Annotated in this window: 27 protein-coding genes and 1 riboswitch; of the genes, 15 read left to right on the top strand and 12 right to left on the bottom strand. The window is 38.0% G+C overall.

What is annotated here, in order from left to right:
* Window positions 1–154: 154 nt before the first annotated feature.
* On the bottom strand, window positions 155–493 hold the full coding sequence (locus LIS78_RS06040; RefSeq protein ID WP_195780875.1) for a YmaF family protein: 339 nt from the start codon (window positions 491–493) through the stop codon (window positions 155–157).
* 255 nt (window positions 494–748) lie between these two features.
* On the opposite strand from LIS78_RS06040, the gene LIS78_RS06045 reads away from it, so the two are divergent.
* On the top strand, window positions 749–1156 hold the full coding sequence (locus LIS78_RS06045; RefSeq protein WP_016763340.1) for a DUF1259 domain-containing protein: 408 nt from the start codon (window positions 749–751) through the stop codon (window positions 1154–1156).
* Between the two features lie 212 nt (window positions 1157–1368).
* On the opposite strand, the gene LIS78_RS06050 is transcribed toward LIS78_RS06045, so the two are convergent.
* Window positions 1369–2121, bottom strand: a complete 753-nt coding sequence (locus LIS78_RS06050; RefSeq protein ID WP_252284829.1) for a M48 family metallopeptidase — start codon at window positions 2119–2121, stop codon at window positions 1369–1371.
* A 301-nt stretch (window positions 2122–2422) separates the two neighbouring features.
* Here LIS78_RS06050 and LIS78_RS06055 point away from each other — a divergent pair, with 301 nt between their 5' ends.
* The 5 genes from LIS78_RS06055 to LIS78_RS06075 all read left to right on the top strand — a co-directional run bounded on the left by LIS78_RS06055 (window position 2423) and on the right by LIS78_RS06075 (window position 7088).
* Window positions 2423–2617, top strand: coding sequence for a hypothetical protein (locus tag LIS78_RS06055; RefSeq protein ID WP_252284830.1), 195 nt, complete (start codon window positions 2423–2425; stop codon window positions 2615–2617).
* 203 nt (window positions 2618–2820) lie between these two features.
* Window positions 2821–3327: a GNAT family N-acetyltransferase gene (locus LIS78_RS06060; protein WP_209151165.1), complete on the top strand. Its 507-nt coding sequence runs from the start codon at window positions 2821–2823 to the stop codon at window positions 3325–3327.
* Window positions 3328–3374: 47 nt separating this feature from the next.
* Window positions 3375–4529 (top strand): M20 peptidase aminoacylase family protein, encoded by a 1155-nt coding sequence (locus tag LIS78_RS06065; protein WP_252284831.1) that lies wholly within the window; start codon window positions 3375–3377, stop codon window positions 4527–4529.
* A 63-nt stretch (window positions 4530–4592) separates the two neighbouring features.
* Window positions 4593–4694: riboswitch (SAM riboswitch) on the top strand.
* Window positions 4695–4762: 68 nt separating this feature from the next.
* A complete protein-coding gene (locus LIS78_RS06070) occupies window positions 4763–5005 on the top strand; it encodes a hypothetical protein (RefSeq protein ID WP_028414204.1) in 243 nt (80 codons plus the stop codon).
* A gap of 469 nt (window positions 5006–5474) precedes the next feature.
* The gene (locus tag LIS78_RS06075) at window positions 5475–7088 is read left to right on the top strand and encodes a M20/M25/M40 family metallo-hydrolase (RefSeq protein ID WP_252284832.1); all 1614 of its coding nucleotides are present in this window, start codon (window positions 5475–5477) and stop codon (window positions 7086–7088) included.
* Between the two features lie 18 nt (window positions 7089–7106).
* Here the strand turns inward: LIS78_RS06075 and LIS78_RS06080 are convergent, their stop codons facing one another.
* Window positions 7107–7904, bottom strand: coding sequence for a VOC family protein (locus LIS78_RS06080; protein WP_209151168.1), 798 nt, complete (start codon window positions 7902–7904; stop codon window positions 7107–7109).
* A gap of 155 nt (window positions 7905–8059) precedes the next feature.
* Window positions 8060–8419: a CotG/ExsB N-terminal domain-containing protein gene (locus LIS78_RS06085; RefSeq protein WP_252284833.1), complete on the bottom strand. Its 360-nt coding sequence runs from the start codon at window positions 8417–8419 to the stop codon at window positions 8060–8062.
* 116 nt (window positions 8420–8535) lie between these two features.
* On the opposite strand from LIS78_RS06085, the gene LIS78_RS06090 reads away from it, so the two are divergent.
* A complete protein-coding gene (locus LIS78_RS06090; protein ID WP_252284834.1) occupies window positions 8536–8982 on the top strand; it encodes a GNAT family N-acetyltransferase in 447 nt (148 codons plus the stop codon).
* A gap of 45 nt (window positions 8983–9027) precedes the next feature.
* Here LIS78_RS06090 and LIS78_RS06095 read toward each other — a convergent pair whose 3' ends face one another.
* Together LIS78_RS06095 and LIS78_RS06100 are read right to left on the bottom strand one after the other, a co-directional pair.
* Window positions 9028–9168 carry a hypothetical protein gene (locus LIS78_RS06095; protein WP_252284835.1) on the bottom strand — a complete coding sequence of 47 codons (141 nt, stop codon included), beginning with the start codon at window positions 9166–9168 and terminating at the stop codon, window positions 9028–9030.
* Between the two features lie 111 nt (window positions 9169–9279).
* Window positions 9280–10449, bottom strand: a complete 1170-nt coding sequence (locus LIS78_RS06100; protein ID WP_209151172.1) for an MFS transporter — start codon at window positions 10447–10449, stop codon at window positions 9280–9282.
* Window positions 10450–10624: 175 nt separating this feature from the next.
* On the opposite strand from LIS78_RS06100, the gene LIS78_RS06105 reads away from it, so the two are divergent.
* Window positions 10625–10819, top strand: coding sequence for a hypothetical protein (locus tag LIS78_RS06105; RefSeq protein ID WP_209151173.1), 195 nt, complete (start codon window positions 10625–10627; stop codon window positions 10817–10819).
* A 31-nt stretch (window positions 10820–10850) separates the two neighbouring features.
* Here LIS78_RS06105 and LIS78_RS06110 read toward each other — a convergent pair whose 3' ends face one another.
* From LIS78_RS06110 to LIS78_RS06120, 3 genes are all read right to left on the bottom strand, one after another.
* Complete coding sequence (locus LIS78_RS06110) at window positions 10851–12152, bottom strand: NCS2 family permease (RefSeq protein ID WP_252284836.1); 1302 nt, start codon at window positions 12150–12152, stop codon at window positions 10851–10853.
* Between the two features lie 219 nt (window positions 12153–12371).
* Entirely contained in the window at window positions 12372–13322 is a 951-nt protein-coding gene (locus tag LIS78_RS06115) for a sensor histidine kinase (protein WP_252284837.1), read from the bottom strand.
* Window positions 13323–13339: 17 nt separating this feature from the next.
* Window positions 13340–14038 (bottom strand): LytR/AlgR family response regulator transcription factor, encoded by a 699-nt coding sequence (locus tag LIS78_RS06120; RefSeq protein WP_209151176.1) that lies wholly within the window; start codon window positions 14036–14038, stop codon window positions 13340–13342.
* A gap of 175 nt (window positions 14039–14213) precedes the next feature.
* Here LIS78_RS06120 and LIS78_RS06125 point away from each other — a divergent pair, with 175 nt between their 5' ends.
* The 6 genes from LIS78_RS06125 (at window position 14214) to msrA (ending at window position 19659) form a co-directional block, all read left to right on the top strand.
* On the top strand, window positions 14214–14951 hold the full coding sequence (locus LIS78_RS06125) for an ABC transporter ATP-binding protein (protein WP_209151177.1): 738 nt from the start codon (window positions 14214–14216) through the stop codon (window positions 14949–14951).
* Window position 14952: 1 nt separating this feature from the next.
* Window positions 14953–16119, top strand: a complete 1167-nt coding sequence (locus tag LIS78_RS06130) for an ABC transporter permease (protein ID WP_209151178.1) — start codon at window positions 14953–14955, stop codon at window positions 16117–16119.
* 374 nt (window positions 16120–16493) lie between these two features.
* Entirely contained in the window at window positions 16494–17204 is a 711-nt protein-coding gene (locus LIS78_RS06135; protein ID WP_252284838.1) for a phosphotransferase family protein, read from the top strand.
* Between the two features lie 207 nt (window positions 17205–17411).
* Window positions 17412–17912, top strand: a complete 501-nt coding sequence (locus LIS78_RS06140) for a MerR family transcriptional regulator (RefSeq protein WP_209151179.1) — start codon at window positions 17412–17414, stop codon at window positions 17910–17912.
* Window positions 17913–18114: 202 nt separating this feature from the next.
* Window positions 18115–18543, top strand: a complete 429-nt coding sequence (locus tag LIS78_RS06145) for a MarR family winged helix-turn-helix transcriptional regulator (RefSeq protein WP_209151180.1) — start codon at window positions 18115–18117, stop codon at window positions 18541–18543.
* 153 nt (window positions 18544–18696) lie between these two features.
* Window positions 18697–19659, top strand: a complete 963-nt coding sequence (gene msrA / locus LIS78_RS06150; protein WP_195780862.1) for a peptide-methionine (S)-S-oxide reductase MsrA — start codon at window positions 18697–18699, stop codon at window positions 19657–19659.
* Between the two features lie 28 nt (window positions 19660–19687).
* On the opposite strand, the gene LIS78_RS06155 is transcribed toward msrA, so the two are convergent.
* The 3 genes from LIS78_RS06155 to LIS78_RS06165 are packed head-to-tail and all read right to left on the bottom strand — an operon-like array spanning window position 19688 to window position 23445.
* Window positions 19688–20812, bottom strand: a complete 1125-nt coding sequence (locus LIS78_RS06155) for a GerAB/ArcD/ProY family transporter (RefSeq protein WP_209151181.1) — start codon at window positions 20810–20812, stop codon at window positions 19688–19690.
* Between the two features lie 12 nt (window positions 20813–20824).
* Window positions 20825–21910, bottom strand: coding sequence for a Ger(x)C family spore germination protein (locus tag LIS78_RS06160; RefSeq protein ID WP_209151182.1), 1086 nt, complete (start codon window positions 21908–21910; stop codon window positions 20825–20827).
* Window positions 21911–21924: 14 nt separating this feature from the next.
* Window positions 21925–23445, bottom strand: coding sequence for a spore germination protein (locus LIS78_RS06165; RefSeq protein WP_252284839.1), 1521 nt, complete (start codon window positions 23443–23445; stop codon window positions 21925–21927).
* Between the two features lie 202 nt (window positions 23446–23647).
* Between LIS78_RS06165 and LIS78_RS06170 the strand changes: the two genes are divergently transcribed.
* Window positions 23648–25303, top strand: coding sequence for an alkaline phosphatase (locus LIS78_RS06170; RefSeq protein WP_252284840.1), 1656 nt, complete (start codon window positions 23648–23650; stop codon window positions 25301–25303).
* Window positions 25304–25446: the final 143 nt, after the last annotated feature.

Below are 25446 nucleotides of genomic sequence, written 5' to 3' on the forward strand. Positions count from 1 at the left end.
TTAATCAGAGGGAGAGACTTTCATTTAAATCATATATGTCCAAAGAGACCTTTATCTATTAAAGGTCTCACTTTTATTAAAGGAGTTATATAAACGCAAGATAAGAATTAGTACAGAAGCTGAGATTTTGGTTTAATTCTCATAAATCACTTCATTATCTATCGCCCGGAGCAGGGTGGTCTACACCTTTAACATGATGACGATGCTGGTTGTCTTCGCTGGTATAAAAGTCATAATGGTGAACGTGCATACCGTTTCCAACGGGAATAGCTGGGCCGGAGTAGGCTTTGTAATGATGGGTATGTCCGTCTTCAAAAACAACATAGCCTTCTGTGTAGTGAATGTGGCTTCCATCCTCGCTTTGAATTGGAGGAGACGTTACATCGAGGCACTGATGGACATGTCCTGACGCAACAGAAGTGTAGTCCACTGAGCCATGATTATGATGAGGAACAAACCCTGAAATAAAATCATCTTTGCCTATTTTTTTCATTTTACTTCCCCCTACAAATTCAATTTAAAAAAACTGTTTAAGTAAATTCTTTAAATGGGCATCTGAATTTCTCTTTTTAGTTAAATTCAAAAATACATGCTATTGATATGAACAAAGAAAAATAAATATGACTTTTGATAATCCGGATTTATAAAATGGGTAGTTTTCCTGTGTGTGTTTGCCGTTTCTACTTGATAACTTTCACATATATTTATTAAGGAAGGACAAGTTATTATAAGAGAGGAAGTCAGCATAATGAGTTGGGAAAATAAAAAGAGTCTATGTCAGGAGTTTGCGAGAATTCTAGGTGGACAAGGCAGTTTAGATGAAAATGGTGTTTGTTTGGTACAAAAGTTTCGTACGATTCGTTTTAAAATTTTAGGGCGTCCAACACGCTCTCCATTAGTTACTCCTCAATTTTTCACTTTTGAAGATTTAGATAGTAAAGGAAGAGCGCTAAATCTAGGTGAAACCGTGCTTTTGCAAGAAGAGGTAAATCCATTATTAACGGAGCTTAGAAAAAGAGATATTAAGGTTACAGCCGTTCACAACCATTGGCTATTTGAAGAACCGAGAGCAATGTATATGCACTTTGAATCCGTAGAGCCACCGTTAGATTTTGCACGAAAAGTAAGAGAAGCGTTTAGAGTATTAAAAGGATAGAAAGCAGTTTTTTATAGAATAAGTTTAGTCTTACTTACTGCTTTTAAAATTAGGTTAATAAAACTTTAAACATGTATATTATATATTGGTTTATAAGATGCACTTGAATGAACCTATCAGGTTAACTAATTTTTGAGCAGTGAGATTATTCGAGTACTTCTATCAAAATAAAAAAAGCACGCGTTCGCCGCGTGCTTTTTTTATGTATAAACTTAAAATGCGTTTAGGGTGTTATCGCTTAACCACTGTTTGCGTTCAGCTGCATCTTCGAATAACTCATCTGCATTTGTAAATTGAGAAGCAATGACATATTCAATTGTTGCAAGAGGAGCTGTTAGCAAACGCCAGTTTAATACGATTGTATTATCTTGAGTCGTAGCGTATTCTTCACCTAACTCGTCCCACTTAACAGATTCAGGAGCATTGTCTGCTGCTTTTTTAACAGATTTCAAAGCTTCTTGGAATTTTTCACCTGCGCGGCCTTGGTACCATTCTGTTAATAGTTGTCCAATACCTTCATTTGTTTGCTGCTCGTTCCAGCTTTCAGGTACTGTAGCAATGAATTTTGCACGGAATGTCATTTCAGCCTTTGGTACATCTCCACGAACGATGTTTAAGCGGTATTGACGTCCTAGGTAAGGGAATTTGTCTCCTTCTTCAAAAGAACCAGTTTTAGCTGTAGAAGCTGCTGCTTTAGGAGCCTCTTTTTTAGCTGTTTCTTTTTTTACTGCTTCTTTCTTTGGAGCAGCTGGCTTTTCCTCAGCTGGCTGTGAACCGTTTAGTTGTTTTAAAATCCATGTTGCTTTGCGTGCGATGATTGAACGCACATTGTTTTCATTAAGACCTCTCGGGATAATTACTTTTACCCCTTCTTTGTCACAAATTTGCACCGTGATATCGGTTCTATTTGGAACGACTTCAATTTTGTAGTCAATTGTTTGATTGCCTGTTCGATACGTATACATAAAATTTTTCGTACTCCTTTCTACAAATCTTCATTTTATAAGCAAAGGTAGAGTTTGGTCAAATGAAAGAATAATCAGACAGTTATCAACTGCTGTTGCAGCGCCTTGCAGAATGATATGTATTCCAATATTTAGTGGAAAAGCGCCAATAATAATTGCTTCAATTCTTCTTTAGTTTTTACAAAAACATATAAAAATATGCCGATACTACTAATATAGATTAGACATTCTATGTCTTTAGATGGTATAGGGAATGAAAAATAAAAAAAGCGTTTCAAAGTTTACATGTGAAATGCTATATATGATGGTCATAACACTTACTGTAATTGAAGTGACAAATTATTATCTTATTATGAAACAAGAGCAAGCAGCCTCGATTATGCTAGTGATTACATTTCTGTTTGCTTTTCTTACAACTACCGTGTTCTATTTTATCATACGTCGCTCTATAATTGCGGTTGAAAATTTAACGAAAGTAATGAAAGGGCTTTCGTAAGGGGATTTATTGATATTTGTTCAGTATAATAAACTGTAAGTATTGGTTTTTATGATAGCTTTCATAGAAAGAGATAATGAAAATTGACACGTTATAAAAGCAGTTGTATAGTGAGTACGCAAGGCGGCAGTCTGTCTTTTTTAATTCTTAGTAAACTTATAAGTTAAATAAAATATTTAAGCACTACATAAGGAGACGAAGAGATGAAAAATAAATTCCGTTTGGCAACAAATGACGACGCAGATAACTTATTGAACTTAACTCTACAAGCATATAAGCCTATTCGAGAGCTAGGCATTCCTTTCTTAGCAGCTACTGCTGATCTTGCCCTCGTTAAGAAAAATATTTCTCAAAACCTTTGCTATGTATATGAGGAAGATAAAAGAACCGCTGCAACTGTGTCTATACGAATGCCTTGGGGAGAACATCCAGGTCCGTTTGCTGTTCCGCATCTTTGGTGGTTTGCAGTAGACCCGTCGTTTGCGAGGAAAGGCGTTGGATCTAAGCTGCTGCATCTAGTAGAGGAAGAGGTAATAAAAAATACGTTTAAATCACCAGGTGTGTCTTTAGGAACAGCAAAAGAACATCCTTGGTTAGTTGAGATGTATGAACGAAAAGGATATGTTCAAGCTAAAGAAAAGCACCTTGCAGAAGGTTATACGACCGTATTTCTTTATAAAAAATTCAATGAGTTACACTCTTTGTCGTAAAAGATAGAAGAGTGCACCAAATTAAGAAATGTGAAAGAGTGATAAATATGACAAATCAATTACTACTAAATAAGCTAATAGACATACGCCGTGAGCTGCATCGGTTTCCAGAGCTTTCAATGAAAGAATATGAAACAACTAAACGTATTAAAAAGTGGTTAAAGCACTATGATATTTCTATAGCGGATGCATTCCAATTAGATGTAGGAGCAGTAGCAGAAATTGTGGGAGGAAAGCCGGGACCTACTATCGCTATTCGAGCTGATATTGATGCGCTGCCAATTGAAGAAAAAACCAATCTGCCATTTGCTTCTGAAGTGAACGGTGTTATGCACGCATGCGGCCATGATTTTCATACGGCTTCTATAATCGGAGCAGCCATTCTTCTTAAAGAGCGTCAGCAGGAGCTTTGCGGCACGGTTCGATTTATCTTTCAGCCAGCCGAAGAAACGGCTTCTGGGGCAAAAATGCTAGTTGAAAAAGGTGTGCTCGAAGGAGTGGAAGCGATATTTGGGATGCATAACAAACCGGATCTTCCTGTAGGAACGATTGGTATCAAACCGGGACCTTTAATGGCAAGTGTTGATCGTTTTGAAATTGACGTCAAGGGAGTAGGAGGTCACGCGGGTATTCCTGAAAAAACAATAGATCCGATTGCTGCTGCTGGTCAAATTGTTACTAGTTTACAAACCATTGTCAGCCGTAATCTCAGCTCATTTCAAAATGTTGTTGTCAGCATAACTCAAATCCATGGAGGGAACTCGTGGAACGTCATTCCTGACAAAGTAACACTTGAAGGAACAGTGCGTACCTTTCAAGAAGAAGCGAGAGAAAAAATACCGGCTCTTATGAAACGAACTGCTGAAGGGATTGGCGCAGCTTTCGGGGCTTCAGTAGACGTTAAATGGTATCCATATCTTCCTGTAGTAAACAATGATGATACGCTGGAAAAACTGGCTATTAAAGCGGCAGAGGATCTTAGTTATCAAGTCGTAGAAGCTGAACAATCGCCTGGAGGAGAAGATTTTGCCGTATATCAGCAGCATGTACCAGGATTTTTTGTATGGATGGGTACAGCTGGAGAATATGAATGGCACCATCCTTCTTTTTCATTAAATGAAGAGGCATTACTTGTAGCAGCTTCTTATTTTGCTAATCTAAGTTTTCATTTTTTGAATTCATTCCATTACCAAAAAAATTAAAATATTTTTATTTTTCTATTTACGCGGATAAAATTGTTTGATAAAATAAATTTTAAATTAAAAAAGTTATCACGAGTGGACGAGAGATCTGGCTCTTTGACTCCACAGCAACCTACGAATGTAAGGTGCTCCTACCAGCAAAGCATGTGCTTTGGGTGATAAAACGGGTGAAAAACTCATTTTGCATCAAAGCAAAATGAGTTTTTTTTATTTTTCTAAAAGGAGAGGGTTTTATGAGTCATACAGCAGTTGCAGCACATACAGGAGAGAAAGCATTAAAGGAAGCAGTGAAATTATTAGGAAAGCATTATCAAGTAGCTTATCGTGAATTAGAAACATTTTATGAAATTGTGGTCGAAAACCATGTTCGTACATATGCTGTAGGCATAGATATTAAAGATGTACAAAAAGCAAATGAACTAGAAATTTATTCATCATGCTGTTCCAAGCTTGAGCGAGTAGGCTGTCTTTTATAGAAGAAGTCTGCTCGCGCCTCTATTTTTTAAGTGTTCTTAAATAGAAAGCATGGTTTTTGACAAGCAAAGAACCTGGTGGGTATAATCAATATTCACTAGATTTTAAAATTAATAATAAATTGTCGAAATTTTTACACAAATTAAAGGTTACATTCGAAATGAATTGTGGTATGTTATAAAACAAGAATATTTTATGAAAGGAGCATTGAAATGGAAATGTCTCTTGAACACGGAAACGATGCAGGAAGCGAACAGCTTATTGATCGTATCCTAGACTTTTTAGAAGATGACGAAAAGTAAAAAAAGAGTGTGCGGTGCTATCCCTAGCCGCACACTCTTTTTTTATCATGTGCGTAAAGGCAGCGCCATACTATGATACATAGGGATAGAATGAAAGGGTCTCTGTCAAAGGGATTGACGAATGGTTTTGTTTGATAGAAAATTTAGAAAAAGGAAAGAGATGAAGGGTATGTCGAACAAAACATCTTTGTATCAAACAAAAGAACAGTTAAAAAAACTTGTAAGCGAATTGGTTTCTATACCTAGCGTGACAGGAACGATGGCAGAAGTGGAAATGGCTGAATCGATAGCGTCTTATTTATTGAAGCTGCCTTACTTTCAAAGAAACGAGCAAGTCGAGCTTCATTCAACAGGAGACGGGCGATCGATTGTCACAGCTTTTGTTCAAGGGAAAAGTACGAATAAAACAGTTGTACTAGTAAGTCATTACGATGTAGTGGATGTACAAGATTATGGACACTGGAAAAAGGATGCTTTTCACGCTGATACGTTAACGAGCACTTTTTATAACCATATGGAAGAAGTTCCGACGCACGTACAAAAAGATATGATAAAAGGAGACTGGCTTTTTGGCCGAGGAACGATGGACATGAAAGCAGGCATTGCCCTGCATATCAGTATGATTGAACGAGCATGCAACGGAGAGTTTGACGGAAACATCCTGCTGCTGTCGGTGCCGGATGAAGAAGTAAATTCGCTTGGGATGAGAAAAGCAGTGCCTGTTCTTTTAGAACTTGCCCGCAAACATCAGCTGGATTTTTCTCTCATGCTAAATGCAGAGCCAGTATTCAGCCGCTATCCTGGAGATCAAACGAACTATGTGTACTCAGGATCGATTGGGAAGATCATGCCAAGCTTTTTGTGTTATGGAAAAGAAACTCATGTAGGAGAACCGCTAGCTGGTTTAAATGCTAATTTACTAGCTTCTTATTTAACAAAAGAAATAGAATTAAACGTTGATTTTTGCGAAAAAGTAAGAGATGAAACGAGTCCACCTCCTACGGTGCTGATACAAAAAGATTTAAAAGAAGAGTATTCAGTTCAAGTTCCGCACTCTGCCGTTGTCTTATTTAATTTATTTATGTTAAACCGCTCTCTTAAAGAAGTAACAGATCTGCTGCTAAAATCAGCTAGCCTAGCGGCTTTGGATGTAAAAAAACATTATAATAAAGCCGCTAGGCAGTACGCTGTGGGAATGGAGGGTTCATCTCTTGACGTGAACGTATGGACGTATGAAGAACTTTATACTCATGCAGTAAAACAGCACGGTGAAAAATATGTGCACGAAATGGAAGCAGCACTTTTGGCACAAGAGGATGATGACAGAAATAAAACCATTAAATTAGTAAACTCTTTAGCTGGTTTATGTAAAGAAGCAGCTCCGATGATGGTCTTATTTTTTACGCCGCCTTTTTATCCGGCCGTTTGTTCACATGATGATCCGTTTGTACAAGGAATTTTGTCAAACGTACAGGCAATTGCCAAAGAGCAATTCCAAGTGGAGCTAGTTGAACAAAGTTATTTTGGCGGAATTTCGGATTTAAGCTATGCCAGCCTGCAGCATCCGCTTCATACATTTAACACATTAGTAGAAAATATGCCGCTATGGAATAAAGGGTATCATATCCCGCTGGAAGAGCTAGAGGAGCTGAAGATGCCGGTGCTGAACATTGGACCGCTGGGAAGAGATGCGCATCAATGGACCGAAAGATTAGACGTTCAGTATTCCTTTGAAATTTTGCCTCATTTCATTTATCGAGCTATAAAAGAAGCACAGAAATAAACATCCGCCGGCGGATGTTTATTTGTTGAATTTAAAAGAAGCTCCTTGTACGGTAATTTGTTGCGGTGTTAGGGCGTGATCCAATTCAACCAAAAATGGACGCTCTCCAACTTTTTTTAATGTATCATGGACAACACTTTGTGTTCCGCTGCAAAAAATAAGGTTTCCTCCATTGACATATAGTTTTTGACAACATGCATCAAGTAAAGAGTCTTTGTAGCTTTCGCCAGACTGAACATCCAGCAGTTTCGTCCACTTGCTGATGGATTCTTCAAGGTTATGTACAGCACAGTAAATATTTTTTAGCTGCAGCTGACCAGCTTGGTGGGAAGAAAGAGCCGCTAGCTTTGGCTTGCGTTTTTCTTCTGGTTCACCCCATTCAATAAAAAAAGGAAGAGGCAGAGAATCGTGGTCATCTTCAATAAAACACATTTTCCATTGCAGCTTTTCTCCATCATTGGTTTGACGAGAACCCACTACAGGACCTTTTACAGTGACGTTCTTGCTTTCCAGCTCTTTTATTAGCAAATCCATATCATCTGTACGGAGTGCAAATCGACCAAAATGACCAAACGGTGTATGTTCGTTAACAAGCTGCTGAATAAGGTCATTATCTGTAACGCTTTGAGCTAACGCGATATCTCTAAGCCCAAGCCACTCAATATAGCTCAGGTTAAAATAAGCCAATGTGTTGAACGTTCCCCATTTTTCATGGATGCCGCCTTTAATGACATTTATTCCGTATTCGTTTAGTTCTTTCTGAGCCTTAATAGGATCAGGTGAAAAATGAACAAGGTGATCAAAAGATAAGTGCATGGATAGGCCTCCTTTTAAGAGAGATTCTTTCCCATTATTATACGTTGTTTTCCTTTTCAAGAAGAGTAAAATGAATGATTATGTAAAATAAAAAAATAAAAATCTTTAAAAAAGCAAGCCGCGTATGTTTTAAACTCGACTTGCTTTAGATTTATTTAGCGACGACAGCCATGCCCTTTAAAGCAGCAGCCAAATGATTTATTAAACCATGGGTATGAGCAACAAGGTGAACCGCAGCGACAGCGGCGACGGCTAGAACGGCGAGTAGAACGACGAGTAGAACGACGAGTAGTGCGGCGAGTAGTGCGGCGAGTAGAACGACGAGTAGTGCGGCGAGTAGTGCGGCGAGTAGAACGGCGAGTAGTGCGACGAGTAGTGCGACGAGTAGTGCGGCGAGTAGAACGACGACGAGAGCGTCTGTGGCGCGCAGTTGGCTCTTGGTACATAAATGTTTCAAGCTCAGTGCAAGCAAGCGCTTCTGTTGCTTCTCTAATTCTTTCAGCAGTGATATGCATATAAACACCTCCTGGCTAATTCAGTAGTACATAATACAATATGTACAAGGAAGGTGTTTGGATATAGTGAAAACATGGAATTTGTCTAAATTTATGAATGAAATGGAGTGGGTTTCATGCTTCAAACCCTAGAACATCAAAGAGTGGATATCGCTCTTCAAATAGTAGCTGTGCAAGTAGAAGCTTATCAAGAAGAAGCCAGACTCATTGGTTTTTCAGGCATTCCTCAGCTTACAGAAAGCAAAGAAGATATTATGAAAAGCAAGGAAGTGTTTATCGGAGAAATGATTGAAGGTAAGCTAGCTGGCGTGCTGTCGTTTGAAAAAGAAAATGAGCGATTAACGGTTTGCCGCCTTGTTGTACGTCCTCGTTACTTTCGAAAAGGAATTGGAAGCCGTCTTTTAACACATGTACTCCAAAGATATTCAAAATGTGAATGTATCGTGTCGACAGCCGAGCGAAATACACCTGCGATTAAGCTGTACAAAGCGCATCAGTTTTCAATTATAAAACGTACTGCAGCTGCTGATAATCTTGTGTTAGTAACGATGAAAAGAGATTGAGACATAGCTAAATTAATGCAAAGACCAACAAATTAGCTACATGAGCTAGTAGGAATCGGCTGTTGATTTCCGTGCAAGACTTCGCTTTCCGCGGGCGGCCGCTGAGCCTCCTCGTCGCTTCCGCTTCTGCGGGGTCTCATCTATTCCGCTTATCCCGCAGGAGTCTCCGCTTTGCTCTCCAATCAACCACTAGAAGTACTTACATATATGAAACCTACGCTCACTATCACCATGAAAAAATCCGAACGATTCATCGTTCGGATCTTCGTTCGACTAAAATACGTTTGTCCCCAGCCTCTACGATGATAGTGTTTGCTCAGAATAATCTAGAGCTGTATGACGCTGAATCAGCAGTAAAGCAGCTAAAGTGACAACCGCTCCGATAATAAAAGGCAGCGTCATATTGAGTTTAAAGGCAAATGCACCAAGCAGAGGGCCAAAAATACGCCCTAAGCTATCCATTGAAGCAGTTAGCCCCGAAGCAGAGCCATATCCTACTTTGGTTCTCATCGTAATTAATGAGAGGACACAAGGACGAATAAGGGCATTTCCTGCTGTAAATATGCATAAAAATAAGGTAGCATTAGCGGCACTAGAAGATAACAAAATAGACGTAAATCCTATTGCTGAAACCAATAAGCCAATGGCCATCAGCTTTTTTTCATTTCCTTTTTTAAATCGCTGCAGCACACCGCCTTGAATCAGCGCTTGAGTTAAACCGCTCGCCATAAACATCCATCCGATTGTCGTAGGAGTAGCATTAATTTTCGCTATTTGAAAAAATTGAAAAGTAGCTTCTAAACCAGCGAGCGTAAAAGTAGCTAAAAATGAAAGAACATATAAATACTTCATAGCTCCTTGAAAATCTGACGTGAAATCATGCCATCTGGATGTCTGTACTTTAGCAGCAGATTCTTTTCGTAAAGATTCTTTTAATGTAAAGAATGAGAACGCTGTCATAATCAGTGACAAGATACCAGAGATAACGAAGGGAACAAACAAGCCGAAAGATGAAAGGACGCCGCCTAATGCCGGTCCCAAAATAAATCCTAAGCCAATCGACATTCCTAACAGTCCCATTGCTTTCGTACGGTTTTCTTCATCTGTACTATCAGAAGCATATGCAAAAGCACAAGGAATAACAGCTCCTGCGAACAAACCTCCGATGATGCGCGACGTATACATTAAAGTCAGAGAGTTTTCTGCCGCCGAAAAAAGAAAAAAGCTTGCGCTAAATCCAAGTAAGCCCCAAAGTAAGATGGGACGCCGGCCTTTTATATCGGAAAGCTTTCCCCAAAAAGGTGCAGTAATAAAAGATGCGATCGAATAGCTAGCCATTAGTATTCCTAAATTGACCGTGCTTGCACCCGTGGCACGAATAACTTCAGGTACGATGGGGATGATCACTCCAAAGCCGACAAATACCATAAAAATAACAAACATTAACGTTCCAAGCTGTTTGTTCATATGCAATTAAGCCCCTTTCTCTGTAGAACATGCCGTGAGTTTAGTATACCAAATACAAAGAAGTTTTTTACGTATATTTGGTAAAAAGCGTTTTATTTACAAGTGAAGAAGGTATGTTAATATTTACCTGTTGTGCTGAAGATGATACAATTAAAAGAAAAGGGACGTGAAGCGATTGCCAATATGGATTGTATTTGCTGGGATCATAGGCGGTCTTTTAGGGTTTGGGGCGCTAGTGGATTATATAGCTAAAAAGAGAAGTATCGAGTTAGATCCAGAAGAAGGGATAAAGAACGCTTCTGATGCAGAACACATCTATGTGGAAAATTATCTTTATCAAACAAAAGAAAGTAACAATCACTTTCAATAAAAAAAGCTTGGAGACGAATCTCCAAGCTTTTTTAATGCGGTAAAAAGATGAGCTGATAGAGAAATAAAACAGCAAAGACATACACAAGCGGATGAACTTGTTTGCCTTTTCCTTTTACCAGCTTCATTAACGGATAAGAAATGAAGCCAAGCGCAATTCCTGTTGCAATACTTGATGTAAGAGGCATTGCTAGAACAACTAAAAAGGCAGGAAACGCTTCATCAAAGTCATTCCAATTAATTTTAGCTACAGCACCCATCATTAAGCTTCCGACAATAATTAATGCAGGTGAAGTAATAGCTGCTACGTCAGAAACCGAGCTTACAACTGGACTAAAGAACGCTGCAACAATAAATAAAATGGCTACCGTCACACCCGTTAGACCTGTACGTCCGCCTGCTGCTACACCAGATGAAGATTCAACGTAAGCCGTTGTTGGGCTTGTACCAAATAAAGCTCCAATCGTTGTACCAAATGAGTCAGCAAGCAATGCTTGACGTACGCGAGGCATCTTATTACCTTTCATAAGACCGGCCTGTTGAGCTACTCCTACCATTGTACCTGTTGTATCAAAAATTGTAACAAGTAAGAAAGAAAAAACAACTGTGTACAGATTATGATGAATAACATCTCCAAAAGCAGCAAAAGGATTTGAAATCATTAAGCCGTCTGGAAGGTGAGGAGAAGCAAACAAACCTTTATCAAATGAAAGCTGTCCTCTAAAGAAAGCAATTAATCCCGTAATAATCATACCGAAGAATAAAGCGCCGTTTACATTTAGTGTATATAAAATGATTGTAATCGCAAGTCCGATCAGTGTTAAAACTACTTTTTCAGACTGCAAATCACCAAGTCCAATTAAATTTGATTTATTTGCAACAATAATACCGGCTGAACGAAGCCCGATAAAAGCAATAAATAAACCGATACCAGCACTAATCGCGTGCTTTAAATTGTTTGGAATAGCTTCAATTAATTTTTCACGAAACGATGTTAACGATAGGATGATAAAGATAATACCCGCTACGAATACAGCTGAAAAAGCAGTAGCATAGTCGATACTTCCATTTGAACCAACAACTAAAGCAGCAAAGTATGCATTCATTCCCATACCGGGAGCAATAGCAATTGGATAGTTAGCTGCAAGAGCCATCCATAGCGTAGCTACGACTGCTGAAATAATAGTAGCTGTAAATACTTGATCAAAAGGAACGCCGGCGCTGGATAAAATAACTGGGTTCACAATGACGATATAAATCATGGTTAAAAACGTTGTAATACCAGCTAAAATCTCCGTTTTAGCATCCGTGTTATATTCTTTTAACTTAAACATAAGTAACCTCCAAAAATAACGAACATTAAAAGCAACATGATATATAATATTCGTTTTTTACTCGAAATGCAATAGATTTGCATATAAAAAATCAAAAACCAAAAAAGTGACGATAAAAGAGCTAAAACAAGTGTGAAATATTTCTTTTTTTCGGTGCTTTTTATAGTGTGTGCGTATAGAAGAGGCTCATACGAAAAAAAGCCGCTTAGGCTACAGCGGCTATGTTGCTTGTTTTGACGAAACAACTATCGGGAATTTTATTTTAATAGAAAGAGTTAAATCGTGATATGTATATTCTAAGCGTCCGTGGTATTTGGAAACAAGTTGAGAAATAATCCATGTGCCAAGACCTTCGTGATGTTCTTTCTTTTCTGTAACATGAAAAGAAGTAAACAAATGATCTTGACGCTCTCTTGATAAAGCAGCGGTAGAATTGCTGATTTCTAAAATGTAAATGCCACTACGAATCATGCTTGAAACGGTTATCTCTTTTTTTTCGGAAGAATGAGCGGCTTCTAACGCATTATGCATTAAATTCATAATGAGATTCATTTGGTCAAGGTGCTTCAATGGCAGCTGTGATAACGGTGAATCTAAGTGAACATTCATATGTATTCCCCACGAATTTGCTTGATTCTTGCTTTGATGCATAACAGAAGCAACGTGAGAATGTTCACCTTGAATATATGAATGGGTATCATTCAAGGCTTCAACGTAATCTTGAATATAATTTTGTGCCTGCTGTCTTTGTTTTGTTTCTAGAAGGTAGGATACGGCACTAACATGTTTGATAAAATCATGCCTTTCAGCTCTTAACGCTTGAAAAAGTTCATTGTTTTTTTGAACTTCACGTGAAGCGCTGCTTTCCCGGTTTCTTACGAATATGTATTGTTGATAAGACGAAAAAATGTCGGTCATGTAACCAATGATTGCGATAACGGTTAGACTAATACTGAAAGGTGAAGATAGACTACATAGAAGCAGGAAAAACGAAGCCAGGGTAATTGTTTTCTTTATATTTATTGAAGGAGCCGTCTGATATTTTTTTCTCCATATAAAAAATGAACCAATAATAAAAAGACTAAGTATGAGATGTAAACTAACAGGTAGGCTTTTGAAAAAGAGGAGCACCAAAACGGTTAGTAAAACTAGTGTGTAAAATAGTCTCATTTTAGATAGTCCCTCCTTTAAAAATAGTCTTTTTGTAAAACGTCCAAATTCGTTTTTGTGATTAAAGCTGTTTTTTCAGTGCGTTGAAAGATCACGGAGTATGAGTGTTTGGTATACAGCGAGAAATTTTGAATATAGGAAATGTTAATAATAAAAGCTCGATGAGACCTTAGAAAATGACTCGCTGTTAATTCTTTTTCAATTTCGTTTAACGATTGATAGGTACTAAACTCTCCATTTGTCGTTATGATTGTAGTAGAGCGACCCGTTCGTTCTGCAAATATAATATCTTGTTTGTTCAGCACTTGCATTTCAGTTTTTTGTTTTAAAATAAGCTTATCTCTTGTTTCTTTTGATTGTTTTTTTTGATGGAAACGCTGAACGCCTTTTAACAGACGCTCTTTAGAATAAGGCTTCATAATATAGTCCAAAACGTTGAGTTCAAATGCATGAACGGCAAAGCCGCTGTGCCCAGTGACAAAGATGACTTGAATATCAAGTGCGTAAGCATTGATAAAGTCTGCAAGCTCATAACCTGATAGCTTTGGCATTTCAATATCGGTGATTAATAAATCAATTTCATTTTTTTTAATTTCGTTATAAGCTTCCTCCGCGCTGCTAGTTGAAAAAAGTATGTCTATATCATCTTCTCTTTCTAAAGAAATCCTCAATTTCTCTAAATCATATGAATGATCGTCCACTAATCCTACCTTCATAAATAAAAACCCTCTTTGTTTCATTCTATTGGATATTACCACACTATTTTACCATGATTTACAAGATAGAAAGGACGTTTCGCGACATAAAAAACCCTCTTTATGACAAGATGGAAGATGCTGTATAAAAAATAAGCTAAGATATAGTTAATCACAGTAAAAGGGGAGAGCGGATATGATTGAAATCCAAGGTGTTACGAAATATTTTAAAGAGAAAAAGCAAACAATTGCAGCTATTGAAGATGTTAATGTAACCATCGCAAAAGGAGAAATTGTAGGGCTTTTAGGTGAAAACGGAGCGGGGAAAACAACGCTTTTACGAATGCTGGCGACTGTGCTTGAACCATCGGAAGGTGATATGTTCATTAACGGAATTAACATTCATAAACAGTCCGATAAAATAAAACAAAGAATCGGCGTACTTTTTGGCGGTGAAACAGGTTTATACGACCGTTTGACTGCCCGTGAAAACTTAGCTTATTTTGCCAAGTTTTATGGAATGAGCAAACATGAAACAAAGGTAAGGATTGAGGAACTGGCCAAACGTTTTGGAATGAAAGACTATTTGGATCGTCGCGTAGGAGGCTTTTCAAAAGGAATGCGTCAAAAAGTAGCTATTGCACGCACCATTCTCCATAACCCCGACGTTATCCTATTTGATGAGCCGACAACAGGATTAGATATTACATCGGCAAACATGTTTCGCGAGCTTATTAAGAGTCTGCAGAAAGAAGGAAAAACGATTATTTTTTCCAGTCACATTATGGAAGAAGTAGAGATGCTGTGTCAGTCTATCATCATGATTCATAAAGGAAAAATGATTTATCAAGGAACAAATGAACAGCTGTATAAAGAAGAGGAAAGCACAGATTTAAACTACATCTTTATGTCGCGTATCGTGAGGGGGGCTTAATATGATTTGGCATATTTATAAAAAAGAGTTAATTGATTGTTTGAGAGATCGCAAAACGATTATCTTTAGCGTGTTGATTCCGATTTTGTTAAATGTAGGGATTATCTTTTTTGCCGACAAAATGATGGCCAGTGATCGAACAGATTCTATGTCGGTAGCTGTTATAAAGAATTCTGATGCCAGTGTTATTGATTGGTTAAAAAACGATGACAACATTAAAGTAATTGAAAGTAAAAATCCACTCAGCGCTGTAGAACAAGGGAAGGCATTAGCGGCATTACAGATACCAGGTGATTTTTCTTCAGAAATGCGTAACATGAAATCGCCAGAAGTTACTGTTTATACTGATTCATCCAGTATGAACTCAGGCGCTACGGCGGATTATATACAAAATATATTGAATAAACATCGAGAAGCTATAGTTAACGAACGTTTAGGTCAATTAAATGTCAATAGTCAAACGATTGCTCCGTTTAATGTGGTAGAAAAAGGAGTGTCTAAGGAAGATGATGGCTCTTTAACTATGATTGCGATGTTTGCCCCAATGATTATCATTATGGGCGTTTTAGGTGGTATTCTTCCTTCTGCAAATGATATCTTTGCAGGTGAAAAAGAACGAAAGACGATGGAAGCTTTATTGATGTCTCCTGTCAAACGAACGCAATTACTGGTTGGAAAATGGCTGACTATCTCTACATTCGGTATCATAAGCGGCCTTTTGTCGACATTGGCCTTTGTTTTGTCTGTGCGTTATTTAACAACCGTATTAAATAATGCACTGCAGCTTAACGGGCATTTTACAACCTTTATTTTCTCATTTTTAGTTAGTCTTACTTTACTAGCGCTTCTAGGAGCTATGGTATTATGCATTCTTAGCCTTTTAGCAAGTTCGGTTAAAGAAGCGCAAAGCTACACATCCCAGATTATGATTGTAGCGATACTTCCGTACTTTTTACTGATGGGAAAATCCGTACACGAACTGCAGCCAAGCGGATTCTTAATTCCTATTTATAACGTATTTGCACTTATGAAACAGCTTCTCTACGGTGTCTATGACATGCAGAGTCTTGCCTATACAATAGGAAGCTTGTCGGTTTGTACAGTTGTTTTATTTACGATTGGTTATACGATGTTTACCAAAAGCCGCTGGGTGCTTGGTAAAGGGTAAGAGGCTGGGACAAAAGTAGTTTAGTTGAAGGAAGATTCGAACGATGAATCGAGATTCTTGATGGAGAATCCAACTCGTTCGGATTTTTTCATGGTTATGGTGAGCGTAGGTTTCATGTATGTAGTTGCTTCTAGCTGTTGATTGGAGGGCAAGGCAAAGACTCCTGGGGGAAAAGCGGACGAGGAGGCTCAGCGGCCGCCCGCGGAGAGCGAAGTCTTGCACGGAAATCAACAGCGGTGTAATAAGTGATCCATACTAGATCATTTATCCAATTTGTTCGTCTTTAGATTGGAGTGATTTAGTTAGGTCTCAATCCCTTTTTGTAGGAAAATATAATGTAAAAGAGAATGTAGAAAGAAAGGAGAGTGAGATAGTTGCAGCCTATTATAGTAGAAGAACTTCCTCATTCTATAAAAAAGTATGTAAAGCAAATCGAAAAAGTGACGTTTCCAAAGCAAGGGTGTACATCGGATGTTGGTATTCTTCATACTCCTAAAGGGAGATATGTTTTAAAGCGAGCAAAAGGGGAAAAGTACAGAAAATGGTTATTTAAGGAATATTGTGTATTGGGAAATATAAAAATGCTGGGAAAATTCCGATGTCCGAATGCTTACAAATTCGTTCAAACAGCAGAACAGAGCTGGCTGCTGCTAGAATTTTTTGAAGGAAAGACGGTAAGAGAGTATTTAGAGAAAGAAGATAATGAAAAAAAGCGCGAGCACGTTGTCTATGAAATGGGGCGTCTGCTGGCTCGTATTCACGATGCGAAATGTCCAAAACGATTAGTGAGTAAGCAGCCGTGGATCCACCGAATGCTGCAAGAGGCAGAGTACAATTTAACCCACTATAAGGTAGACGGAAATCAACAGCTGCTAAAACAACTACAGAAGCAAAACATGATATGCAGAAAAGAGGTGCTTATTCACGGAGACTACACGATTGATAATGTACTTATACACGACGGTCGGATAACAGCTGTTATTGACTGGAGCGGAGGAACTTGCGGAGATGCTCGTTATGATATGGCGCTTGCTGTGGGCTTTGAAGACGGAATCTTTACAGGTAAAGATTCCGTCTTTTTTTAAGGGATATGGCAAGCAGATTTCACAGAGCGAATTTTGTTATTTTGCAGAAGGTTTATACGAGTTTTTTTAAGGAATAATGACATCATTTTCTTCATTTGTTGAACGTCCACTTTCTTTGACGAATTCATACTAGTTTTGTCACGTATGAAGGGATTTAAAAATTTCTCTCGAAATGGCTAGTAAATGAAAAAAATGGAGGGATGGAACATGACGATGAAAACGGTAGATGTGGCAAAGTCGCTGGGAATACATCCAAGTACGGTATTAAAATGGGTTAAAATGGCGGATATCGAGCTAGAGAGAAATGAATCGGGACACTGTGAGTTTACAGAAGAAAATATTGAAGCACTTAGAAACTTTCAAAAAAACCGCAATCGTCAAGCCGTCGTCAAAGTGGTAGAAAAAGTAGTAGAAAAAGAGGAAGTCATTATATCTGATGAACGTGCGCAAGACATGCAAAAGCAGCTTGATCAGCTTTTTTTAAGACTGATTGAAAATGAAAAGCGTACAGAAGAAAAAGCGGGAGAAGTAGTGACCTTTCAAATTTTAGAGCATCGTTCAGAAATCGATCGATTAAATAAAGTTATTACAAAATTAGAAAATCGAGTAGTGGAACTTGAAAGTCAGTTAAAAAGTGAAGATAGCTTAAAAGCCAAAAAGCCTGTTCCGAGATGGAGAAGCTTTTTAACCGGTATTTTTAGCTACTAGCAGCGATTTACCATAACGGTAAATCGCTTTTTTTATGGAATTTTATGAAAAATACATCAATTCGTACAGATTTGTGGAAAAAAATCTCAATGATAGTTGACGAAACGCTTAGTAATTTGATAAAACTAATTAAGTTAAGAAAGTGAAATACTTTCGTAAATACATATTCGTTATCACGTGATAGCGATAAGGAGAGTGACAAGTGAAAAAAAGAGAAGAGCTCGTTCAAGAAATGGAGACGCTGTTTCGCTTTGTGTTCAGGCAGCTTCGCCAAGAAATTAATGAAGTATACAATTCAGAGCTATCAACAAATGAATTTATGGTGCTTCGTATGCTAGTTGATTCCGGCAGGCAGCGATCAACTGATTTATCAAAGTATCTTCAAGTGTCAGCAAGCCACATTACGGCGGTAACAGACTTGCTTTTATCAAAAGGCTACATTGCACGCAAACGGTCTGAAAACGATCGGCGTATTATTGATATCGAACTGACCAAGGAAGGACAGGATATTTTTAATTCTATTCAAGAGAAGAAACGAGCCTATTTCCTTGAGCGTTTTGAGCACTTTACAGATAAAGAAATTGAAACGGTGAATAAACTGTTTCACAAAATTAAAGGCGATCAAAAATAAAGCGCTTTAAATACGGAAAAATAATCAGTGAATATGGCCTTCACTGGTTATTTTTTTGTCTTAAAACGGAAAGAGTACAAGAAGCAAGTTAGTTGGTGAGAACATCAAATCAGCGTATAATAATAGAAAGAACACATGAAGGAGGTCATCTTTTTGACAGAACAATATGAAGTAGCAACTTTTGCCGGCGGCTGTTTTTGGTGTATGGTAAAGCCCTTTGATGAACAGCCAGGCATTATAAAAGTTGTATCTGGCTATACAGGCGGTCACAAAGAGAACCCGACGTACAAAGAAGTATGCTCAGAAACAACGGGCCACTATGAAGCGGTCCAAATTACATTTGACCCAGAAGTTTTTCCATATGAAAAGCTTTTGGAACTATACTGGCCTCAAATTGATCCAACGGATGCAGGCGGACAATTTGCCGATCGAGGCGACTCGTATCGAACAGCTATCTTTTACCACAATGAACATCAAAAGGAACTAGCTGAAGAATCGAAGCAACAATTAGAAGCAAGCGGTCGTTTTTCTGAGCCAATTGCTACACAAATTCTACCGGCAAAACCGTTTTATGAAGCGGAAGAATACCATCAAGGTTATTATAAGAAAAATAAATTCCGCTATGCTATGTATCGACGCGGGTCTGGACGTGATCGTTTCATTAAAGAAAACTGGAAAGACTTTGGACGCGACGAGAAGCTGAAAACGACATTAACCCCTATTCAGTATGAAGTGACTCAAAATGACGCAACGGAACCTCCGTTTCGCAATGAATTTTGGGATCATACAGAAGAGGGTATTTATGTAGATGTTGTATCAGGGGAGCCATTGTTTAGTTCAACTGATAAATATGATGCCGGATGCGGATGGCCATCTTTCACAAAAGCGATTAATAAAGATGAAGTAAAAGAAAATATGGACGTTAGTCATAATATGGTTCGTACAGAAGTACGAAGCAAAACAGCTAACTCTCATTTAGGTCATTTATTTGATGATGGTCCGCAAGATGCAGGCGGCTTGCGTTACTGCATCAACTCAGCAGCTCTTCGCTTTGTTCCCAAAGAAGATTTAGAAAAAGAAGGATACGAGGAATACGCTGTTTTATTTAACAAATAACATAGTATGAAAAAAAGAAGAGCGTGATTCAACTTAAAGTTGGCTCACGCTCTTCTTTTTGTGTTTTCTTTTGTTTTATTTTGGCTCGAATGAGGCTATAGAGAAAAAGGAAAGGAATGTAGCCATAAATAAAGTAAAAGCCGGTCATAGATAATCGTGTATTAAGCTGATCGATGGTTTCTCTATCATCAAAGAAAATAGAAAAACCAAGAAGGGCAATAAGAACTAATATGAGAAAAATCGTAGGCGGCTTATTAAATGTTTTACTAAATCCACGAATTGTACACCATACGCTGACAGCAATAGTAGGAAGAACGACTAAAAGCCACAGAGAAATTAAAATATATTCAAAACGCTGTAAAAATGGGATTTCAATAATTTTAGCCATCGTTAAAGTTGGCCATATGGTATGAGCTAACTGTCCTTGACTAAAGTAGGCAAATGACACTAATGCTGTGCACAAATATAAAAAAGTGCTGAACAAAACGCCGAATTGCCCCCACTTCTGACTAGTAGCGCCATTTTTTATAAAAGGATAGAAAAAAAGCACGGATTCAAATCCTAAATTATCAAAGGTCATCATTTTAGTTGAAATTAAAAATTCCCAGATCGTGTGGTCAAATAAAGGAAATAAATTATTAAGGTGCCCATATTTTAGCGGGTAAATTAAAGCAAATAAGAGTGGCAAGGGAAGCACGACCCCAAAAAAAGCAATTCCAGTAATAACGCGAAACCCACCGGAAACTGTATAGTAAATAATAGGTAAGTAAACAAGTGATACAATCCATGTTTCCAGCTGTGGAAACATCCATATTTGTAAAATCTCTACGTACGTTCGGTAAATTGTTAACGCAAAGATAAAATAATAAATGGAAGCGGCAAGAGTTAAAGCTCCTCCAAGGTATTTCCCGAAATATAACCGGTGAATATCGATAATATCGCTGTTTTCACGGGTTAAGATATTAAAAATCATCGCTAATAAAATACAGATGCTAATTGCAGCAAGAAAGATGGATATCCAAGCTTCATATCCAGCTCCTTTAATAATATAACGCTGAAATCCTAGTATCCCAACGCCAATTTGCGTAGAATGCACTAAGAAAAAAAGAAAAGAAGGGGAAACTTGATTTTCTTCTTTAATTGTATTATGCATCTTTTCTTCCTCCTAGTTGCTAATCCCGGTTTGAATAAGATGAACGCGAGCTTTTACTTCAATATTCATATCCGGATATTGCGCTTTGAATTCTTCACTGTTAAACCCGCGTGTTTTACTTCGAACATAATCTGTAAAACAAATGGGATCGATTTTGTGCTGCTGAAGTTTCTTAATAAATGCATCCCCATCTTTTTCAATATCTTTTTGAAGCGTTTTTTCTACCATTTTAATACGAGCTGGGTCTGTTAAGTTCACCCATCCAGGAAACTCTTTTACAAGCCCATCGATAGTTAAGTGTGCAACGATACTTGGATGTTGATGATTTCCTTTAATTTCATACTTTGTTTTGGTGCGCAAGTTTTGCAGGATGATCTCGCCTTTACGGTCATTCTCTTTAATTTTTACTGCGTAGCGGCCGTGTTTTGTTCCGCTTGTTAGCAGCTTAAATAAAAATGTTTCTTTCATTCCAATGGTTGTAACAACTTTTTGTTCTTTAAACAGCGCCAGTCCCTTTAATTTAATGGCATCTTTTTCTTGAGCTAAAACAGGCAGATACGGGTCGCGGTCGTCACTAAAAAAACTGAATAAAAAAATTTGTAAATTGGTGTTAGGCAAATTTTCTGTTCGGATATTTTGTTCAATCAAATTAGAAATAAACTGATAGTCTTTAATTTTCTTTTTTGTAACAGAGCTCAATAATTCATGTGCGTTGCCATCTACGATGCTTAATTTAATATTACGTCCAAGGTCTGGATTTCTAGCAATCGTGTTTACTAATTCATCCACGCCGTGTGTTGCAAATTCTTTTCCCATGACAATGCTCCTTAGCTGCCCAAAAGCGACCGGAAGAGATGATTTATTGTTTAAACGAAGTGGAATATCAAATGACGAATTAGTAGTAGCCGCAATAATACTGGGTTCTTCCGTTGGCCCGTATTTATAGATAGGGTATAAAATGGTTCCTCTGACTTTATTGCTTTGAGGAATATAATCATATCCGATGGAGTTAACTACTTGAATTTCGTCAATTGTTTCACGGTCTGCACAGCTCGTTAAGAAAGTAAGGCAAGTGCATAAAATAAGTATTCTCTTCATGACGTTTCCCCGCTTTACTCATTATCTAAATTACTTTTTCGTTTAGCCTTATTCGCTTTATTTGGGTTATAGCGAAAGCGCTCTAAAGGACGCAAGTAGCTTGGGCGCTTGGCTGTATGACTATAGGGCAATCGCAGAAAGGTATCCCTATACTCTGTTGGGCGAAACGGAAAAAGCGGAACAAGATAAGGCATACCCAAAGATTTTAAGCGAAGCAAATGAACCAGCAAGAAACAAAAACCAAACGTGATGCCGACTAAACCAAACGCAGTAGCAAACAAAATAAACGGAAAACGTAACAGCCGGATGGTGTTAGACATTTTAAAAATAGGCGTTGTAAAAGAGGCTAAAGCTGTCAGTGAAACAATAATAAGCAAAATATTGCTTGTTAACGCAGCTTCTACTGTTGCTTGCCCAATAACAATCCCACCTACGATTCCCAGTGTTTGGCCTACTTTTGTTGGAAGCCTGGCTCCGGCTTCGCGAAGCAGTTCAATGGTTATTTCTAAAAAAAGCACTTCGATAACAGGTGGAAAAGGAACGTTTGTCCTTGAAAAGATAATAGGACCAAGCAGATCTTTTGGAAGCATCTCATAATGATACGTAACAATAGCTACATAAAGAGGCGTAGCAAAAATAGAGAAAAAGACGCCCAAAATACGAATAACTCGGAAAAATGACCCTAGAACCCATGGCAAATAATAGTCTTCGGGTGAAATAAAGAAGTCAAGCAGCGTTGACGGTCCCGTAACTGCGTAAGGAGAACCGCTCGAAAAGAAGGCAGCTTGCCCGTTTAACAGACTAAACAAGACGCGATCAATGCGTTCCGTTGTTAAAAAGAGCGGAAACGCCGTAGAAGAATTATCGGAAATTAATTGATCAAGCATTGTACTATCAAAAATGACGTCAAAATCTATATCTTCAAGGCGCTGGGTCATGGTGTCTACGTGCTGAGGGTTCGTTACGCCTTCTAAGTAAACAAGCACCACGCGCGTTTTCGATTTATTTCCTACGGTGAGTTCTTTAAAAATAAGGTTTTCGGAAATGACCGTTTTTCTCATTAAATAGAGATTGACATCTAAATCCTCTACAAAACCAATTTTAGGACCGACGACGCTGAACTCATTTTCTGTTTCATTTTCTTTTCGAAACCCTGTATCAAAGCTTTGAACTTTAATAAGCGCTACTAGCTTATCGTCTTTATGCAATTGAAACATCACATAGCCGCGCAGCATCTTTTCTAAAATTTCTTTTGTATCTTTTGTGACTGAAATATCTTCAATCGGCAGAACATTTTCAACTTCATATATACTGCTTAACGTGAAGTCTAGTTTTTGAAAAGGCTCGAGTATTTTATCTTCAACACTTTGCATGTTTACGAGCTGCTTAAAATAAGTAATGATGTACTTTCGGTGCTGCGAACCGATGGCTAACGTTGTAAAATCACTTGATTTTTTAAATTGGTTAATCAGTTCATCCAATGTTTTTTTGGGCTGATCGTCTGCATTCTTTTTTTTAAATAAATGTTTAAACATAACCGTGCCCCTCGCATGACTTTCTATTACTGGTAGTTTGTTCATGTACTTCCTTTTTATTCGACTATTTTTTCTGAAGAAGAAAGGAAGAATATAAAGACAAACTTTACACTCTTTTACAGTGGATAAACAGTGGATTTACGTTTGAATGGTAACTTTAGACATGTCGAAGACAATTAAATAAAGGAGCGGATACATTTATATGAAGAAAAAATTAGCAGGTATTACACTGGCAGGAGCAGTAGCATTGGCCTCGTTTGGTGTAGGAAACTCACTTATTCAAACGGAAGCAAAAGTGGAGCATAAGTCAGCTAAGAAACCTCAAAATGTCATTATGATGGTAATGGACGGGACGAGTTCAAATGCTACTACACTCGCAAGATGGTACAAGGGAAAACCGTTACATATGGATCAGCTGATGGCCGGGGGAGTACGTGCGTATTCGGCAGAATCTGCTATTACAGATTCCGCCCCGGCAGCTACTGCTTTAGCAACAGGAAATAAATCAAATTCAGGTTATGTAGGTGTGCTTCCTTCAGTAGTGAATACACCTGGAGTTAAATCCGTAGAAAAAGAAGATCAATTTCGTCCCGTAGCAAACGTTCTAGAAGGAGCAAAGCTTTCAGGGCGCGCGACAGGAATTGTGGCTACTTCTGAAATCCAACACGCCACACCAGCTGGTTTTTCAGCCCACAACTATAACCGTGATGATTTTCAAACGCTAGCCGAACAGCAAGTGTATCAAAATATTGATGTAGTGCTTGGAGGAGGTAAGCAATCTCTTCTTCCGGGAAAAGAAGAAAAAAGCCGGAAAGACGGGGAAAACTTAGTCAACGTATTGAACAAAAGAGGATATGACTTTGTGGAAAATAAAAAGGAATTAGAGCAGTCACGCGCCAAAAAAATCTGGGGGAGCTTTGCCGACCGAGATTTAGCGTATGATATGGACCGACCGCAGACAAAAGCAGAACAGCCAAAGTTGTCCCAGATGACAAATAAAGCAATAACAACACTATCAAAAGATAAGGACGGTTTTTTCTTATTTGTTGAAGGAAGCAAAACGGATTGGGCAGCTCATGCGAATGATCCAGTAGGAATGATTAGCGATGTATTAGCGTTTGATGAAGCAGTGGGCAAAGCAGTAGAGTTCGCTAAAAGAGATGGAAATACGATGGTTATTGCGATTGCCGATCACGGAAACAGCGGTCTTTCAATCGGTAATGCAAATACAACAAAAGGATACGATACCACACCTGTTTCTGCTTATATTGATCCATTAAAAAAAGCAAAAATGACGTTAGAAGGTGCTACGTCTAAATTAAAAGAAGATTTATCAAATAAAGAAGAAGTAGCTGCTTTGTATGGTTTATCAAATCTAACTTCAGAGGAAAAAGCGCAGCTGACTAAAGCAAGAGATAAAAAAGAGATCAGTGCTACACTATCGAAGTTATTAGCCAACCGAGCAAACCTTGGATTCACAACGGGCGGTCATACGGGTGAGGATGTATTTCTGTATTCATACGGCGTAAATCGACCAACGGGGCACTTTGATAATACGGATATTGCTAAACATATGGCTAAATCAATGAATATTAACTTAAACGAGTTAACAAATGAATTATTTATTGAAGCAAATAAAGCTTTTAAAGGCTCAAATGTAGCGGTGGACTCCAAAGACAAAAACAACCCTGTGCTGGTTGTTACAAACAATAAGCGAACGGTACGTTTCCCAGTAAATAAAAATATTGCTATTGTAAATGGAAAAAAAATTCAAATGGACAGTGTGGTTGTTCAGGATAAAAAGAATCGTTTCTTTGTACCGAAACAAGCACAGCAAATTGTAACAAATGAAAAATAAGAAATAAATGCAAAACGGGCCGAAGTATAACTTTAGGCCTGTTTTTTTACAAATAATAGATGGATAATTAGGCATGTTTATCCTTTGTAGAGGAATGGATTGATTAATTTTACAAATAAATAGCTGTGAACTCTTAAAGGACT

Source organism: Priestia megaterium, from assembly GCF_023824195.1.
GTDB classification, from domain to species: Bacteria; Bacillota; Bacilli; order Bacillales; family Bacillaceae_H; genus Priestia; species Priestia megaterium_D.

Coding starts and splice junctions, on each gene's coding strand:
- LIS78_RS06125 (WP_209151177.1), top strand. CDS start 14,214: ATGATTGAAATCCAAGGTGTTACGAAATATTTTAAAGAGAAAAAGCAA.
- LIS78_RS06100 (WP_209151172.1), bottom strand. CDS start 10,449: ATGAACAAACAGCTTGGAACGTTAATGTTTGTTATTTTTATGGTATTT.
- LIS78_RS06160 (WP_209151182.1), bottom strand. CDS start 21,910: ATGAAGAGAATACTTATTTTATGCACTTGCCTTACTTTCTTAACGAGC.
- LIS78_RS06165 (WP_252284839.1), bottom strand. CDS start 23,445: ATGTTTAAACATTTATTTAAAAAAAAGAATGCAGACGATCAGCCCAAA.
- LIS78_RS06045 (WP_016763340.1), top strand. CDS start 749: ATGAGTTGGGAAAATAAAAAGAGTCTATGTCAGGAGTTTGCGAGAATT.
- LIS78_RS06110 (WP_252284836.1), bottom strand. CDS start 12,152: ATGTTTAAGTTAAAAGAATATAACACGGATGCTAAAACGGAGATTTTA.
- LIS78_RS06130 (WP_209151178.1), top strand. CDS start 14,953: ATGATTTGGCATATTTATAAAAAAGAGTTAATTGATTGTTTGAGAGAT.
- LIS78_RS06085 (WP_252284833.1), bottom strand. CDS start 8,419: ATGCATATCACTGCTGAAAGAATTAGAGAAGCAACAGAAGCGCTTGCT.
- LIS78_RS06075 (WP_252284832.1), top strand. CDS start 5,475: ATGTCGAACAAAACATCTTTGTATCAAACAAAAGAACAGTTAAAAAAA.
- LIS78_RS06070 (WP_028414204.1), top strand. CDS start 4,763: ATGAGTCATACAGCAGTTGCAGCACATACAGGAGAGAAAGCATTAAAG.
- LIS78_RS06055 (WP_252284830.1), top strand. CDS start 2,423: ATGATGGTCATAACACTTACTGTAATTGAAGTGACAAATTATTATCTT.
- LIS78_RS06120 (WP_209151176.1), bottom strand. CDS start 14,038: ATGAAGGTAGGATTAGTGGACGATCATTCATATGATTTAGAGAAATTG.
- LIS78_RS06060 (WP_209151165.1), top strand. CDS start 2,821: ATGAAAAATAAATTCCGTTTGGCAACAAATGACGACGCAGATAACTTA.
- LIS78_RS06050 (WP_252284829.1), bottom strand. CDS start 2,121: ATGTATACGTATCGAACAGGCAATCAAACAATTGACTACAAAATTGAA.
- LIS78_RS06080 (WP_209151168.1), bottom strand. CDS start 7,904: ATGCACTTATCTTTTGATCACCTTGTTCATTTTTCACCTGATCCTATT.
- LIS78_RS06155 (WP_209151181.1), bottom strand. CDS start 20,812: ATGCATAATACAATTAAAGAAGAAAATCAAGTTTCCCCTTCTTTTCTT.
- LIS78_RS06065 (WP_252284831.1), top strand. CDS start 3,375: ATGACAAATCAATTACTACTAAATAAGCTAATAGACATACGCCGTGAG.
- LIS78_RS06115 (WP_252284837.1), bottom strand. CDS start 13,322: ATGAGACTATTTTACACACTAGTTTTACTAACCGTTTTGGTGCTCCTC.
- LIS78_RS06040 (WP_195780875.1), bottom strand. CDS start 493: ATGAAAAAAATAGGCAAAGATGATTTTATTTCAGGGTTTGTTCCTCAT.
- LIS78_RS06090 (WP_252284834.1), top strand. CDS start 8,536: ATGCTTCAAACCCTAGAACATCAAAGAGTGGATATCGCTCTTCAAATA.
- LIS78_RS06140 (WP_209151179.1), top strand. CDS start 17,412: ATGACGATGAAAACGGTAGATGTGGCAAAGTCGCTGGGAATACATCCA.
- LIS78_RS06170 (WP_252284840.1), top strand. CDS start 23,648: ATGAAGAAAAAATTAGCAGGTATTACACTGGCAGGAGCAGTAGCATTG.